The organism is Rhodococcus sp. IEGM 1372 (genome assembly GCF_030056835.1).
Lineage (GTDB): Bacteria > Actinomycetota > Actinomycetes > Mycobacteriales > Mycobacteriaceae > Rhodococcoides.
Map to the genome: position 1 here is coordinate 31731 of NZ_JASHKS010000006.1, position 15399 is coordinate 47129.

Below are 15399 nucleotides of genomic sequence, written 5' to 3' on the forward strand. Positions count from 1 at the left end.
AAACTTCGTAGCAGGCTACGAGTTACTAGTCACATGCGGCTCCGCCGCACTACTCCAACTCGGCGGCCAGTTCCATCCATCGTTCCTCGGCGACATCCTTGTCGGCGAGGACCTGCTTGAGTTCGGTGTCGAGGGCGACGAGCTTGCCCTGCTCGGTGGACGCGTCGACGAGTTCGGCGTGCAACTCGACCTCACGCTTGGAGAGCCGGAGGACGAGCTTCTCGAGCTTGCTGAGTTCCTTACGGGCAGCGCGCTCGGAGGCCGCATCACGGGTGGCTTTGCGCGGCGCACTTCCGGTGGTCAGCGAGTCCGGCGTCGCGTCGGCGGCGAGGACGGCCCGCCTGCGCAGGTACTCCTCGATGCCGCCCGGCAGGTTGGTGAGCTTGCCGTCGCCGAACAGTGCCCACGTGGAATCACAGATGCGCTCGATCAGGTACCGATCGTGACTGATGACGACGAGAGTGCCCGCCCAGCCGTCGAGGATGTCCTCGAGCTGCTGGAGGGTGTCGATGTCGAGATCGTTGGTGGGCTCGTCGAGCAGCAGCACGTTCGGCTCGGCCATCAACACGCGAGTGAGCTGCAGCCGACGACGCTCGCCACCGGACAGGTCTCCGACGGGGGTGCGTTGACGCGCCGGGGTGAAACCGAGCCGCTCCGCGAGCTGCCCGGCAGAAATCTCTCTGTCGCCCAGCGTGATCCGCTCGGCCACTTCCTTGACCGCGTCGAGAACACGCAGCTTCTTGGGCAGGTCGTCCAATTCCTGCTTCAGCCAACCGATCTTGACGGTCTGGCCCTGGATGCGCTTGCCTGCGGCAGGCTGCAGTTCGCCGGCGAGCGTGCGGAGCATCGTCGTCTTGCCCGAACCGTTGACGCCGACGAGACCGACGCGCTCACCGGGAGCCAGACGCCAGGTGAAGTCCTTCACCAATTCGCGGCCGTCGGGGGTCTCCAGGCGCGCGTCCTCGAGTTCGATGACGACCTTGCCGAGACGGCGCTGGGCGAACGAGGACAACGCGACGGAGTCACGTGGGGCGGGAACGTCGGCGATCAGAGCCTCGGCCGCCTCGATGCGGTACTTCGGCTTGGAGGTACGGGCCGGGGCACCGCGGCGCAGCCACGCCAACTCCTTGCGCGCGAGGTTGCGTCGACGTTCCTCGGACGCGTCGGCCTGCCGGGACCGCTCGGCCCGCGCGAACACCCAGTCGTTGTAGCCACCCTCGTAGGCCTCGACGCCACCGCCGACCACTTCCCACGTGCGATTGGCGACGGTGTCGAGGAACCAGCGATCGTGGGTGACGACCACCAGCGCACTGCGACGGCTGACCAGATGCGCAGCCAACCACTGCACGCCCTCGACGTCGAGGTGGTTGGTCGGCTCGTCGAGCACCAGCAGGTCGAGATCCTGAACCAGGGCCGCTGCCAACGCAACTCGTCGACGCTCGCCGCCCGAGAGGTTGTCGATCGGCGCGTCGAGTCCCGAACTACCTGCAGGCCCGAGATCGGCAATACCGATGCCCGTCAGGATGTTTCGCACCCGAGAGTCGCCCGCCCACTCGTGCTCGGCCATTCCGAGCGGGTCGAGGACCACCTGGCCGACGGTCGACCCGGGAGGCAGCACTCCGCGCTGCGTGACCACTGCCATCCGCAGGCCGTTGACCCGGCTGACGCGTCCCGAATCGGGCGGCTCGATGCCCGCGAGCACCTCGAGGGTGGTGGTCTTACCGCCACCGTTGAGGCCGACCATGCCGATGCGTTCACCCTCCTGCACGCCGAGGGAGACACCGTCGAGCAGCGGCTTGACGCCGAAGGACTTGCTGACGTTTTCGAGATTGACGAGATTGACCATCAGGAAAAACCAATCGATTCGCTAGTGACAACACGAGCACCGGGAACCGGTCCACTCGCAACACGGACGGTGCGGCACACGCCTGCACCGGAGAGTTCAGCGCTCACCGACACCGCCGCGTCGGCGTCGGCGCACAGGAACGCGCAGGTGGGGCCCGAGCCGGACACGATGCCCGCCAACGCCCCGGCGGTGACTCCCGCACGCAGCGTGCGACGCAACTGCGGCATCAGCGACACCGCAGCGGCCTGGAGGTCGTTGCCGAGCAATGGCGCGAGTGCACGCGCATCGCCGGAGGCCAACGCATGCATCAGATCCTCGGTGCCGCCGAGGCGAGGCGGATCACCCTTGGCGCGCAGCTCGTCGAGCTCGTTGTAGACGGCAGGCGTTTGTAGACCGCCCTTCGCCAACGCCAGAACCCAGTGAAAACTGTTGCGCGAGAGCACCGGAAGCAGCTTCTCCCCGCGACCGGTTCCGACCGCCGTTCCGCCGTGCAACGAGAACGGCACGTCGCTGCCGAGTTGGGCCGCCACCTCGTCGAGCTCGTCGCGCGAGAGATCGAGGTGCCACATCGCGTTCAGTGCCACCAGAGTCGCGGCAGCATCGGCGCTTCCGCCTGCCATCCCACCGGCCACCGGAATGCCCTTGTCGATGGTGATCTCCACCGACGGCTCTCGCCCGACGCGATGCCCCAGCAACTCGGCGGCCTTCCACACCAGATTCCGTGAATCGGTGGGAACCACCCTCGCGTCGTCGCCGCGCACCCGAACCGAGAGCGTCTTGGCCGGAACCACCGACAGTTCGTCCGAGAGCGAGAGCGCCTGGAACACCGTCGTCAACTCGTGAAAGCCATCGGGACGCAGGTCACCGACCGACAGATGCAAATTCACCTTCGACGGGGCCCGAACGACGACGGGTGTGGGAACGACAGACAGCACGAGTAACCACAGTAGTGGAGAAACAGCGACCGAGTTCACCACCAGGGCCGGAACGATCGGCCGATGCGGACTGTAGTTGTCCGCAATGCGTGGCATCGTGACGTCATGAAGGAAACATCGGCTCGGTTGTTGCGGCTGCTGTCTCTGCTGCAGACGCGTCGGGATTGGGCGGGCGCGGAACTGGCGGAGCGACTCGACGTCACTCCTCGGACACTGCGGCGCGATGTGGACAAGCTGCGCGACATCGGTTACCCGGTCAATGCGACGCCTGGAGTCGGGGGCGGCTATCAGCTCGGTCCCGGTGCCGAGATGCCCCCACTGCTGCTCGACGACGACGAGGCGTTGGCGGTGGCGTTCGGGTTGCAGTCGGCGGCCGGTGGCTCGGTGGCGGGCATCGGCGAGGCGTCGTTGCGGGCGTTGACGAAGTTGCGGCAAGTGATGCCGTCACGCATCCAGCATCGGCTCGACGCCCTGCGGATCGACGTGGTGGATAAGACGCCGCGCTCGGCGGTGGATGCGTCGGTGCTGTCCACGGTGGCGGCGGTATGTCATGCCCACGAGCGGTTGCGGTTCGACTACCGCAAGCACGACGGTTCCGAGTCCAGGCGCGAGGTGGAGCCGTACAGCCTGGTGCGGGCGGGGGCACGCTGGTATCTGCTGGGTTGGGATGTGCTGCGCGAGGATTGGCGGTCGTATCGAGTGGATCGCCTGGATCCGAAGATTCCGACGGGCCCGCGGTTCACGCCGCGGGAGCTGCCGCCTGGCGGTGCGGCGGCGTTCGTCTCGAAGGGAATCGATCGTGCGTTCACTCAGGTTCAGGCGCGGATCGCGTTGCACGCCCCGATCGAGCAGATCGCCCCGATGATCGACGAGCAATGGGGCACACTCGAATCCATCGACGAGGGCACCTGCGCGGTGGTGTTGGCCGGAGATTCGCTGCCCTCGATCGCGCGGTGGCTCGCAGCGTTCGACACCGATTTCACGGTGCTCGATCCACCGGAACTGCGCGAGGAATGCCGCATCGTGGCCGAGCGGCACGCGAGACTGAACGAGCGATACCTGGCGGCGGTTCACCCTCCGGTAACCGGTACGTGAGTCAATGGGCAGATGACGACACCACTCGGTTTCGACTCGAAGTTCCTGGCCGACATCGACGTTCCGTTGCCCGATCGCGCCGACGTGGTGGTGCTTCCGTACACGCACTTCTCGGTGTCCATCGACCCTGCCCGACGCCTGGCCGCGGTCACCGGCGTCAACATCGATGGCGCGAGCCTGCAGGATGTGGGGCGCGGAGACAACTGGCGACTCGACGATCGGCTACCGGCAGCGCAGCAGGCCGGCAACGAGTTGTACCGGAACAACGACCTCGATCGCGGGCATCTGGTTCGCCGGCGAGATCCGGTGTGGGGTGAGCGTGCGGTGGCCGAGCGCGCCAACGAGGACACGTTCCACTACACCGTGTGCGCTCCGCAGACGGCCACGCTGAACCAGTCGAAGTCACTGTGGCTGGGGCTCGAGGATTACGTACTGGGAAACGCCGAGCAGTACGACCGAAAGCTCTCGGTCTTCAGCGGCTGCATCTTCGCCGACGACGATCCGATCTACCGGGGCGTCGCCATTCCGCGGCAGTTCTTCAAGATCGCGGCCTGGTCGCAGGATTCGGCTCCTGCATGCACCGGATACGTTCTCGACCAGTCGCCGTCTCTGGACCCGATCCTCGACAAACCGCTGCGGCTCGAGACCGATCCCCCGCCTCTCGGCCCGTACCGGACCTATCAGGTTCCGGTGGCCGACATCGCGTCGATGACAGGCCTGGACGTGGGCATTCTGATCGACGCCGACCGCTACGCGCCGGTGGCTGCTGCCCGCGAGGGGGCGTCGACGTGGACCGAGCTGACTGCCCTGACGGACATCCACCTGTAGAGACGGCCTCAGGCTTCGGTGGCGGCCAAACGGACGAAGGCTGCGGCGTCGATGGTCTCGCCGCGAGCAGTGGGGTCGATCCCGGCCTCACGCAGCCGCCGTTCGGCGGCAACCGGGGAGCCTGCCCACCCGGCCAGGGCTGCTCGTAGGGTCTTGCGTCGCTGCGCGAATGCGGCATCGATCACCGCGAACACGGCCTTGCGATGCGCGGTGTCGGTCGGCCACGGCGGCTCGGCGTACCGATCGATGCGGACCAGCCCCGACTCGACCTTGGGTACCGGCCAGAACACCGAACGGCCCACTGCGCCTGCCCTTTTGACGTCCCCGAAGAATCTGGCCTTGACGCTGGGGATGCCGTAGATCTTGCTTCCCGGTACCGCGGCGAGCCTATCGGCCACCTCGGCCTGGACCATCACCACGGCGACGCGAAGGCTCGGCAATTCCGAGAACAGATGAATCAGTACCGGAACCGCGACGTTGTAGGGCAGGTTGGCCACCAGAGCGGTCGGCTCCCCCGCGATATCCGCGGCTCGTACGCGCAGCGCGTCGGCCTCGATCACCGTCAGCCGATCGGCCAGAGTGGGGGCCCGGTCGGCCACCGTCGTGGGCAATCGGTTCGCGAGCTTGGGGTCGATCTCGACAGCGATGACGGCCTCGGCGACATCGAGCAGCGCGAGTGTCAGCGATCCGAGGCCGGGGCCAACCTCGAGGACTGTGTCCTGCGGGCCCACACCCGCGGAGGCGACGATGCGTCGAACAGTATTGGCGTCGTGCACGAAGTTCTGCCCGAGCTGCTTGGTGGGGCGCACGTCGAGCTTGGCGGCGAGGGAGCGGACTTCGGCAGGACCGAGCAGAGCCGCAGATCCCCTCACATGTTCGGACACGGCGGAAACTCTACGTGGGCAGGAGTGGAGCCTGCGGAACGACCCAGAAACGCAGGAGTGGAGCCCGCGGAACGACCCAGAAACGCAGGAGTGGAGCCCGCGGAACGACCCGGGACAGTCAGCGGTAACCCAGGCGCGAGGTGCAGGCAGGCCATGCGCCCCAGCCCTGCGACTTCTGTGTCACCGACGCGATGGCGATCTGTTCCTCGCGGGTGGCGAGGTCGGCGCGCGGTGCGTACTTGAGGCCGCCCTGGCGTTCCCAGGTGTTCTGGTCGAACTGCACGCCGCCGTAGAAGCCGTTGCCCGTGTTGATCGCCCAGTTGCCGGTCGCCTCGCACTGCGCGAGCGCGTCCCAGATCGCACCGTTCTCCACCGGCGGCACCTCTGTGCCCGGCTTGGCTCCGACGCGAACGGTCTTCGGCTGCGCGGGTACCTTGACCGTCTCGTCGACCTTCTCGCGACCGACCTCGACGCCGTTCACCATGTTGATCTTCCAGGTGATGTCGGAGACCCCCGGGGCACCCGGGTTCTCGACGACGGTGCGGCTCATGTTCATCGTCGGATCCTCGATGCGCTGCTCAGGAGCATCGGTGTCCGTGGTCTCGGTCTTGGTGACGGTGCGATCACGCGTGACGACGATCTCGGCTCCGTCGGTGACGGTGGCGTCGGGATCGGGGCTGACGGTGTCGGCTTCTTCGAGTGGCGCGCCTGCTGCTTCGAGGAATTCACGCACGGTCGGTGCGGCCAGGGTGACCGGCGCGGCGGGGGCTCCTCCGTCGACGAGCGAGACCTGCTTGGGCAGTGCCACGTCCAACTCCGTGCCGTCGAGCGGCAGTCGCTCCGAGCGCGAGGCGGACACGTGCACGTCCTCGGCCAGGCCGGTCTGCTGGAGTGCTTCCTCGACCGTCAGCGCGGTGGTCCAGATGTTCTCGGGCTGCCCGTCGACGTTGAGCGTGATCTCACGGGCGCGGCGCAGGACCACGGTGTCGCCGTCGCTCAACCCGGAGTCGGGAGCGGGAACAACCAGGTCCTTGTCCGACGGCGCGTAGCCGGCGTCGGCCAACGCACTGCTGACGTCGGTCTTCATCGTGCTCAGCGAGATCATGTCGCCGTCGACGTCGATGGTCACGGTCTTGTGACGGCTCACGGCCATCACACCGCCGGCGACGAGCGTCATCAACAGGGCCGCGATGACCAGGTAGAGAGTGGTCGAACGGGCGGTGTTGAGGCGTCTGATAGTCGACAAGTTTCGTATTCCTGGCGGTTGCGAGCGTGACTTCGGCGTCGAAACGCCCGAGTTCGGTCACGGTACGGTAACGAATTAGCACCCACGCCGCAACCTCAGCTGCTAGAGGCCGTACACCCGCTCCGCGTTGGCAGTGGCGTACGCGGCCAGCTCGGCCGGATCCTGATCTCGAATCTCGGCCAACGCTCGCGCGGTGTAGGGCAGGCAATACGGCTCGTTCGGTGCACCGCGGTACGGATGCGGAGTCAGGAACGGCGCGTCGGTCTCCACCAGCATTAACTCGTCGGGTACGAGCAGAGCAGCCTCTCGCAGCGCGTGCGCATTCTTGAAACTGACAGTCCCGGAGAAGCTGAGAACGTAGCCGGCGTCGACGCATGCCTTCGCAGTCGCGGGACCGCCGGAGAAACAGTGGAAGATCACGGTCTCGGGCGCGCCCTCCGCCGTCAGAACAGCCAGCAGATCCTCGTCGGCCTCGCGATTGTGAATCATCAACGGCTTGCCCAGACGCTTCGCCAGGTCGATGTGCCACCGAAAGCCCTCGTGCTGCTCCGCCACCGTGGCGCACCCCTCGAGCTTGCCGGGCCAGTAGTAGTCCAGCCCGGTCTCCCCCACGGCAACCACCCGAGGGTCGGACGCCAATCGCTCGATCTCGACCTTGGCCGCGTCGTCGAGCACGTTCGCCCGGGTGGGGTGAATGGCGACGGCGGCCCACACCCGCGGATCCCAGGACGCCGCGTCGACGGCGAACCGCGCAGCGTCGAGATCGTCGGCGATCGTGACCACGCGCGTGACTCCGACGGACTCCGCCTTGTCCACTATCGCGGCCACACTCGCCGCGTCGGTCGCCCCACACGCGTCGAGGTGGGTGTGTGCGTCGACGAGGGTGCCGACGGGCTCGGGCAACGGCGGTGCGGGACGGTCTCTACTCACGCTGGTTAGAGTAGGCGAACCATGACTGCGCCAGCTGATGCCTCACGGCCACCCTTCTACGTCACCACCGCAATCGCGTACCCCAACGGCGCTCCGCACATCGGGCACGCCTACGAGTACATCGCCACCGACGCCATCGCGCGCTTCAAGCGCCTCGACGGTTACGACGTGCGATTCCTGACGGGCACCGACGAGCACGGCCTGAAGATGCAGCAGACCGCCCAGACCGAGGGCGTCGACGTGCGGCAACTCGCAGCTCGCAACTCCGATGCATTCCAGACCGCGCAGGACCTGCTGAAGATCTCCTACGGCCGCTTCATCCGCACCACCGACGCCGATCATCACGCTGCAAGCCAGGAGCTGTGGACGCGGATGGAGGCGAACGGCGACATCTACCTCGACGCGTTCTCCGGCTGGTACTCGGTGCGAGACGAAGCGTTCTACACCGAGGCCGAGACCACCCTGAACGAAGACGGCTCCCGCGTCGCGACAGAGACGAACACTCCCGTCGAGTGGACCGAGGAACCGTCGTACTTCTTCCGTCTGTCGCAGTACCAGGACAAACTGCTCGAGCTCTACGACGCGTCGCCGGACTTCATCGCGCCCAACACGCGACGCAACGAGATCGTGAACTTCGTCAAGGGCGGTCTACGGGACCTGTCGATCTCCCGGACCACGTTCGACTGGGGTGTGCCGGTGCCCGGGGATCCCGCGCACGTGATGTACGTGTGGGTCGACGCGCTGACCAACTACCTCACCGGTGCCGGGTTCCCCGAGACCGACTCCGAGGCGTACCGGAGGTTCTGGCCCGCAGATCTGCACATCATCGGCAAGGACATCACCCGCTTCCACACCGTCTACTGGCCTGCGTTCCTGATGTCCGCGGGGATCGAGCTGCCCAAGCGGGTGTTCGTGCACGGGTTCCTGAACGTCAAGGGCGAGAAGATGTCCAAGTCCCTCGGCAACGTTCTCGACCCGAAGTCGTTGGTGGAGAACTACGGCCTCGACCCGGTGCGGTTCTTCTTCCTTCGCGAGGTCTCGTTCGGTCAGGACGGCAGCTACAGCCACGAGGCCATCGTCGCCCGCGTCAACGCCGACCTGTCCAACGAACTCGGCAACCTCGCGCAGCGGTCGCTGACCATGGTCGCCAAGAACCTCGACGGCGCGCTTCCGACTCCGGGCGAGTTCACCACCGAGGACGACGCGATGCTGGCCCGCGCGGACGCGCTGCTGGAGATCTGCCGACGCGAATTCGACGTGCAGGCAATCCATTCCGCGCTCGAAGCGATCTGGTCGGTGCTCGGTGAGGCCAACCGCTACTTCTCGCTGCAGCAGCCGTGGGTGCTGCGCAAGACCGATCCCGATCGCATGGCCACCGTGCTGTACGTGACGATCGAGGTGCTGCGCATCGTGAGCATTCTGGCGCAGCCCGTCATGCCGGATTCCGCGTCACGCATCCTCGACCTGCTCGGAGCGTCGAAACGCGAATTCACCGACATCGCAACGCGTTCGGTGCCCGGCACTGCACTACCGACCCCGACGCCGGTGTTCCCCAAGTACGAGTAGAGCGCTCCGCGCATGTGAGCGGAACTTCGTAGCCCACTACGAATTTCCGTTCGCATGCGGCGAAGCCGCTCTCACAAGGTCTTCTCGAGCTCCTCCAACGTGTTCTCCAGATGCGTCAGCATGCGCTGCAGGTGCGGCACACTGCGTCGGCAGCCGATGAGCCCGAAGTTCAGCGAGTCACCGTTACTGGCGACGGTGATGTTGAGCGCCTGCCCATCGGCGACGATCGACGCCGGGTAGATGCCGTCGAGTTTAGCGCCGTTCCAGTACAGATCCTCCTTGGATCCGGGCACGTTCGAGATGATGACGTTGAACGGCGGGGGCGTGTAGTCGACGAATCCCGGCACCGGGCCGAACAGCAACGGGGCCATGGTGACTGCGCCGACGGCGAGCGCTTCGAGGGTGTTGAGTTCGCTCATCATCTGCTTGCCCTTGACGGTCGAATCCTTGATGCGCTCGAGCCGAAGAATCGGATCGGACTCGTCGGTGCCCAGGTTGCACAGGATGGTCGTCACCGAATTCCCGGCGTCCCTGTCGTCGCCCTCCTTGCGCAGCGACACCGGCACCATGGCGATCAACGGCTCCTCGGGCAGCGCGTTCTGATCGATGAGGTACGCCCGGAGAGCGCCTGCGCACATCGCGAGCACCATGTCGTTGAGCGTCGCATCGAGGGCCGACCCGACGGTGCGGATGCGTTCGATCGACCAACTCTCGGCGGCGAAACGTCGCGCACCGCCGATGGCCACGTTGAACATCGTCCTCGGTGCCTGCAACGGCAGTTGCGCTCCCTCCTTCTTCAACGCACGCATCCCGATTCGCGCAGATGCAGGCGCGAAGTCGACCAAGTCACCGACGATCTTGCGTCCCATCGAGAACCCGCCGCCGAGCTGCGCCAATCGCCCGGGCTGCTCGGTAGCGACCTGCTTCTTGCGTCTGCCGAACAGGGACGGATCCCACGTTGCTTTCCCACTTCGATCGTCCGGGTCGGTGGACAGCGTTCGCTGCATCAGCTTCAAGGCGCTCACACCGTCGACCAGCGAGTGATGCACTTTGGTGTACAACGCAATTCGGCCGTCCGCCAATCCCTCGATGATGTGCAGCTCCCACATCGGTTTGTATCGATCGAGTGGCGCACTGTGATTGAGCGAGAGGAACTGGAAGAGCTCCCGGATTCTCCCCGGCGCAGGCAGCACCGCGCGGCGAACGTGATACTCGAAGTCGACGTCCGGGTCGAAGGCCCAGGCCAGATTGCCCATGATCTGTACCGGACGCGCGGGGCGCTTACGGAAGAGCTCGTGCACCTCACCGGTGGTGAACTTGCTGTGCACCTCCTCGGCGAAGTCGTGCGGATCGCCGGGCGGTACGAACAACTCCAAACCGCCCACGTGCATCGGGTGTTCCCGTGACTCGGCGATCAGAAACATCGATTCCGTGATGGGCATGAGTGCCATGAGTTGTCCCTTTTCCATTTGTTTTCGGTCACGGTACGGCACCGAATGTGACTCAGAACACGACCTTACGTCGGGTCACGAAAAGCTACCCGCTATTGTCCGTTAACAGGGGTTCCAAATACATCGGGGTTCCAACGCACGGCGCACACGCACCGCGCAACGACAACGGGGATGGAGGCGACGGCCATGAATCCGGCGCTCACCGTAGTGAAATCGACCGACCCGGCAGCCACCGCGCGCCGACGCGACATCCGTGGCGCGAGCCTGCAGTCGCAGATTCTGTCCAAGTACCTGCAGTTCACCGTCCGTCCGTTTCTGACCGTGTGGGCACAGGCCCCCTCGCTTCCGTGGCCCATGGGACTGGTCGACTACGCCGGGCTACTCGTACCGCAGATCAGCGGCACCACACGCAGTCGCGTCATGCTCGCCGAGTGCGAGGCCGAGTGGATCCGCGCCGAGGGCACCGGAAGCGATCGGGTGGTCCTGTATCTGCACGGCGGTGCCTTCGTCTGCTGCGGCCTGCGTACCCATCGCCGGATGACCTCACGGGTCTCCAAGCAGGTCGACGGCTCCGTCCTGTCGGTGAACTACCGAATGATGCCGCGCAACCCGATCAACCATGCCGTCGAGGACGGCGTCGACGCGTACCGCTTCCTTCTCGATTCCGGTTACCGCCCGGAGCAGATCATCCTGGGCGGAGACTCGGCCGGCGGGTATCTCGCGTTCATGGTCACCCTGGCGCTGCGCACCGTTGGGTTGCCCGCCCCCGCAGGGATCTTCACCATGTCCCCACTCACCGACATGGACCCTTCCGGCAAACTCGATCACGAGAACGCGTCGAAGTGTTCGGTCTTCCCGTCCAACGCAGTTCCCGCACTGACCGCACTGGCCGATCGCGTCGACGCGCGCATCGTCGTCGACGGCCAACGGGGCCCGCGGGTCTCACCCGTCGACGGCGACCTCACCGGTCTGCCGCCGGTGTTGATTCAGGTCGGTTCCACCGAAATGGTCTATGCCGATGCAGAACTCATGGCCGAGCGTCTGGCGGTCGCCGGGGTCGAGTGCGAACTCCAGGTCTACGAGGATCAGGTCCACGTGTTCCAGGCAGCCGATTTCGTCCCCGAAGCCCGACGCGCGTTACGCGCCATCGGCGAGTTCGCCCGGATCGTCAGCCCCCGTACAGAAAGCTGAGATACCTTCTCCCCATGGCAGTCACAGTGAACAAGTCCGTCGACATCGACGCCGACGCAGCAACCATTCTCGACGTCCTCGCCGACGTCGAAGGAATCCCCTCGTGGTCTCCGGTGCACAAGAAGTGCGAGGTGGTCGATCGATTCGAGGACGGCCGACCGAACCACGTCAAGATGAACGTCTCGATCATCGGCGTCAACGACGAGCAGCTGGTCGAGTACACCTGGAGTGAGAACGAGGTGTCGTGGAGCCTGGTGGAGAGCAACCAGCAGAAGGCTCAAGAAGGTCGATACACGTTGACGCCCAAGGGCGACGGCACGCACGTCGAGTTCGAGCTGACCGTCGACCCCAAGGCTCCACTGCCCGGCTTCCTCGTGAAGAAGGGAACCAAGACGATCCTCGAGGCGGCAACCGAGGGCCTGCGTAAGAAAGTCCTGGGCTGACCCGCTACTGCTCTTTGCGCGCGGCGAGGACGGCCTCGTAGACCTCGCGTTTGGACACGCCGCCGACCGCCACCTGAGCGCAGGCGTCCTTCAACCGCATGCCCGACGCCACCAGCGTTTCCACGTCGGCAACGAGATCCTCGGGTTCCTCGGCGACGGCGACGGCTCCTTCGAGCACGACGGTGATCTCTCCGCGCACCCCGTCCCTCGCCCATTCGAGCAACTCCCCCAGGCCGCCGCGGCGCACCTCCTCGTAGGTCTTGGTGAGCTCCCGGCACACTGCGGCGCGGCGGTCGGGACCGAGGACGTGGACGGCATCCTCGAGGCACGCGACGAGACGGTGCGGTGCCTCGAAGAAGACGATGGCACGCGGTTCGGCGAGCACGGTTCGGAAATAGGTGCGTCGCTGTCCCTGCTTGCGCGGCGCGAATCCGTCGAAGCAGAAGCGTTCGACGGGCAGACCGGACAGCGCGAGGGCCGTGGTGACCGCGCTCGGCCCGGGCAGACAGGTCACCGGCAGACCGGCATCGACGCAGGCTGCCACCAGGCGGTAGCCGGGGTCGCTCACCGACGGCATCCCCGCATCGGTCACCAGCAACACCGTCTTGCCCTCGCCCACTGCCTCGACGAGAGCCGGAAGGCGGGCGGTTTCGACCTGGTCGTAGAAGCTGACCACTCTTCCTGCGATCACCACGCCGAGCGAGGACGCGAGTTGTTTGGTGCGCCGGGTGTCCTCAGCGGCGACGACATCGGCAGTGCCGAGGGCATCACGCAGGCGCTGCGAGGCATCACCGACGTCGCCCATCGGGGTGGCGGCAAGGATGAGCATGCCTCCAGTGTGTCGCACGCTGTGCAGCGGCGTGTCGGGCACTGCCGATCAACGCCTACGATCGGTACGTGACCTTGCTGACCTCTGAGCGCTCCGGCGACCGGTCGATGGTCAGTCCCGGGCCCACCGTTGCCGCGCGCGACTGGTTCCACGACACCGATGCCCGCCGCGGGTGGATCGTCACCATCGTCATCACCGTGATCTGCGCGATCACGCGCTTCACGATGTTGCGATACCCCACCGACGCCGGAACCCCGGTGTTCGACGAGAAGCACTACGCCCCGCAGGGCTATCAGGTATTCACCGGCGGCGGGCTCGAGGACAATCCTGCCTACGGACTCGTGGTGCATCCACCGGTCGGCAAGCAACTGATCGCCATCGGGGAAGCCCTGTTCGGCTACAACGGCTGGGGCTGGCGCTTCTCTTCGGCCGTGGCCGGAACCCTGTTGGTGCTGTTGGTCATTCGAATCGTGCGACGCCTCGCCCGATCGACACTGGTCGGGGCGATCGCAGGCATTCTGCTCATCGTCGACGGCGTGACGTTCGTCAGCAGCCGCATCGGCATGCTGGACATCTTTCTCGCGCTGTTCGTCACCGCTGCGCTGGGTTGCCTGGTCGTCGACCGCGACGACATGCGACAGCGTCTGTCGAGGGTGCGCGCCGAGGGCCGAATGGACGTCAGCGTGCTCGGTGCGCGAATGGGTGTGCGGTGGTGGCGGTTCGGAGCCGGCATCATGCTGGGACTCGCCTGCGGCACCAAGTGGTCCGGTCTGTACTTCATCGCATTCTTCGGATTGTTGAGCGTGGCATTCGATGTGGCGGCACGCCGTGCATACGGAGTTCGGCGGCCATGGCGGGGAACGGCGTTGCGCGACATCGGGCCTGCCCTGTACGCGCTGGTGGTCGTTCCGATTGCCGTGTATCTGATGACCTGGTGGGCGTGGTTCACCTCCGAGACCGGCGTGTATCGACACGAGGTCGGCAGTGGCGTCGGAGCGGGAGGCCCGTTCTCGTTCGTGCCCGACGCGCTGCGGTCCCTGTGGTTCTACAGCAGCAGCGTGCTGCAATTCCATGAGGGACTGACCAACTCGGCGGGAAACCGACACCCGTGGGAATCGAAGCCGTGGACCTGGCCGATGGGTCTGCGCCCGATGCTCTACTACTTCGCCGACGGCGAGAACGTGTCCGGTTGCTCGGCGTCCTCGTGTGTCAAGGCGATCATGCTGATCGGCACGCCCGCGATGTGGTGGCTGGCACTGCCGATGCTGGCCTGGGTGATCTGGTCGGTGTTCGTCCGACGCGACTGGCGTTACGCCACCGTGCTCGTGGCGTACTCCGCAGCACTGCTGCCGTGGTTCACCACACTCGACCGACAGATGTACTACTTCTACGCAGTGGCTCTCGCACCGTTCATGGTGATGGGCTTCGCACTGGTGCTGGGCGACATCATCGGCAAAGCCACCGCATCGGCCGAACGGCGAGGTACCGGACTGCTACTGGTGTCCTTGTACCTCGCCGTGGTGATAGCCAACTTCGTCTGGCTGTGGCCGATTCTGACCGCAATGCCGATCACGCCGGAGATGTGGCAGCAACAGTTGTGGCTGCCGAGCTGGCGCTGAGCAATTACGCACGGCAGGAGTGGTGCCTGCGGAACAACCTATGCAAGGCAGGAGTGGAGCCTGCGGAACGACCTATGCAAGCAACGCAGTCTTGCCCTTGGTGAGTCCGTCGATGCTGATGCGTCCGGCACCGAAAGCGGCGAGCAGCAGCGCGCCGACCCCGAGGGCGACAACCAGTTCGTAGCCGTTGTCCGCAGCGAACACGCCGTTCTCGAAGTGCACGAAGACGGCCGCACCGAGCATGTCGAGGAACAGCAGCAGGCCGGCGACCGGAGTGAAGATGCCCAGCACGAGGGCACCGCCGCCGACGAGTTCCACGAACGTGGCGAAGTAGGCGGACGCCGTGGGCAGCGGAATGTTCATCATCTCGAAGCTTGCTGCGGTGCCGTCGAGGCCGTAGGTGTTGAGCTTCTGCCAGCCATGGGCGATGAAAACGATACCCAGGCCGATTCGAGCTACGAGGGCAACGACGTCGCGTACGACGGTGGAGTTCATGACACATCCTTCTGACAGGGCTACAAGGGCAGCCCTACCCT

At 65.7% G+C, this 15399-nt stretch carries 14 protein-coding genes; 6 read left to right on the top strand and 8 right to left on the bottom strand.

Features of this window, described 5'->3' with window-relative positions; genetic code table 11:
* Nucleotides 1-49: 49 nt before the first annotated feature.
* Together QM590_RS08820 and QM590_RS08825 are read right to left on the bottom strand one after the other, a co-directional pair.
* A complete protein-coding gene (locus QM590_RS08820; protein WP_094639565.1) occupies nucleotides 50-1846 on the bottom strand; it encodes an ABC-F family ATP-binding cassette domain-containing protein in 1797 nt (598 codons plus the stop codon).
* Nucleotides 1846-2781, bottom strand: coding sequence for a 4-(cytidine 5'-diphospho)-2-C-methyl-D-erythritol kinase (locus QM590_RS08825; RefSeq protein ID WP_094633226.1), 936 nt, complete (start codon nucleotides 2779-2781; stop codon nucleotides 1846-1848). Before QM590_RS08825 ends, QM590_RS08820 begins: the two co-directional genes overlap by 1 nt.
* A gap of 105 nt (nucleotides 2782-2886) precedes the next feature.
* Between QM590_RS08825 and QM590_RS08830 the strand changes: the two genes are divergently transcribed.
* Together QM590_RS08830 and QM590_RS08835 are read left to right on the top strand one after the other, a co-directional pair.
* Entirely contained in the window at nucleotides 2887-3876 is a 990-nt protein-coding gene (locus QM590_RS08830; protein WP_269594684.1) for a helix-turn-helix transcriptional regulator, read from the top strand.
* Nucleotides 3877-3888: 12 nt separating this feature from the next.
* Nucleotides 3889-4704: a DNA/RNA non-specific endonuclease gene (locus QM590_RS08835; RefSeq protein ID WP_269594656.1), complete on the top strand. Its 816-nt coding sequence runs from the start codon at nucleotides 3889-3891 to the stop codon at nucleotides 4702-4704.
* Nucleotides 4705-4712: 8 nt separating this feature from the next.
* On the opposite strand, the gene rsmA is transcribed toward QM590_RS08835, so the two are convergent.
* The 3 genes from rsmA to QM590_RS08850 all read right to left on the bottom strand — a co-directional run bounded on the left by rsmA (nucleotide 4713) and on the right by QM590_RS08850 (nucleotide 7764).
* The gene (gene rsmA, locus QM590_RS08840) at nucleotides 4713-5588 is read right to left on the bottom strand and encodes a 16S rRNA (adenine(1518)-N(6)/adenine(1519)-N(6))-dimethyltransferase RsmA (RefSeq protein WP_269594655.1); all 876 of its coding nucleotides are present in this window, start codon (nucleotides 5586-5588) and stop codon (nucleotides 4713-4715) included.
* A 118-nt stretch (nucleotides 5589-5706) separates the two neighbouring features.
* Entirely contained in the window at nucleotides 5707-6834 is a 1128-nt protein-coding gene (locus QM590_RS08845) for a resuscitation-promoting factor (protein ID WP_269594654.1), read from the bottom strand.
* A gap of 102 nt (nucleotides 6835-6936) precedes the next feature.
* The gene (locus tag QM590_RS08850) at nucleotides 6937-7764 is read right to left on the bottom strand and encodes a TatD family hydrolase (protein WP_269594653.1); all 828 of its coding nucleotides are present in this window, start codon (nucleotides 7762-7764) and stop codon (nucleotides 6937-6939) included.
* A 21-nt stretch (nucleotides 7765-7785) separates the two neighbouring features.
* On the opposite strand from QM590_RS08850, the gene metG reads away from it, so the two are divergent.
* A complete protein-coding gene (gene metG, locus QM590_RS08855; RefSeq protein ID WP_269594652.1) occupies nucleotides 7786-9330 on the top strand; it encodes a methionine--tRNA ligase in 1545 nt (514 codons plus the stop codon).
* A gap of 71 nt (nucleotides 9331-9401) precedes the next feature.
* On the opposite strand, the gene QM590_RS08860 is transcribed toward metG, so the two are convergent.
* The gene (locus tag QM590_RS08860) at nucleotides 9402-10781 is read right to left on the bottom strand and encodes a WS/DGAT/MGAT family O-acyltransferase (protein ID WP_269594651.1); all 1380 of its coding nucleotides are present in this window, start codon (nucleotides 10779-10781) and stop codon (nucleotides 9402-9404) included.
* A 171-nt stretch (nucleotides 10782-10952) separates the two neighbouring features.
* On the opposite strand from QM590_RS08860, the gene QM590_RS08865 reads away from it, so the two are divergent.
* Together QM590_RS08865 and QM590_RS08870 are read left to right on the top strand one after the other, a co-directional pair.
* Nucleotides 10953-11972 (top strand): alpha/beta hydrolase, encoded by a 1020-nt coding sequence (locus tag QM590_RS08865; RefSeq protein ID WP_411741316.1) that lies wholly within the window; start codon nucleotides 10953-10955, stop codon nucleotides 11970-11972.
* A 14-nt stretch (nucleotides 11973-11986) separates the two neighbouring features.
* Nucleotides 11987-12415 carry an SRPBCC family protein gene (locus QM590_RS08870; RefSeq protein ID WP_269594649.1) on the top strand — a complete coding sequence of 143 codons (429 nt, stop codon included), beginning with the start codon at nucleotides 11987-11989 and terminating at the stop codon, nucleotides 12413-12415.
* A 4-nt stretch (nucleotides 12416-12419) separates the two neighbouring features.
* Here QM590_RS08870 and rsmI read toward each other — a convergent pair whose 3' ends face one another.
* Complete coding sequence (gene rsmI, locus QM590_RS08875; RefSeq protein WP_269594648.1) at nucleotides 12420-13244, bottom strand: 16S rRNA (cytidine(1402)-2'-O)-methyltransferase; 825 nt, start codon at nucleotides 13242-13244, stop codon at nucleotides 12420-12422.
* 107 nt (nucleotides 13245-13351) lie between these two features.
* Between rsmI and QM590_RS08880 the strand changes: the two genes are divergently transcribed.
* Nucleotides 13352-14863: a dolichyl-phosphate-mannose--protein mannosyltransferase gene (locus QM590_RS08880; protein ID WP_269594683.1), complete on the top strand. Its 1512-nt coding sequence runs from the start codon at nucleotides 13352-13354 to the stop codon at nucleotides 14861-14863.
* A 72-nt stretch (nucleotides 14864-14935) separates the two neighbouring features.
* On the opposite strand, the gene QM590_RS08885 is transcribed toward QM590_RS08880, so the two are convergent.
* Nucleotides 14936-15358, bottom strand: a complete 423-nt coding sequence (locus QM590_RS08885) for a DoxX family protein (protein ID WP_269594647.1) — start codon at nucleotides 15356-15358, stop codon at nucleotides 14936-14938.
* Between the last annotated feature and the right edge of the window lie 41 nt (nucleotides 15359-15399).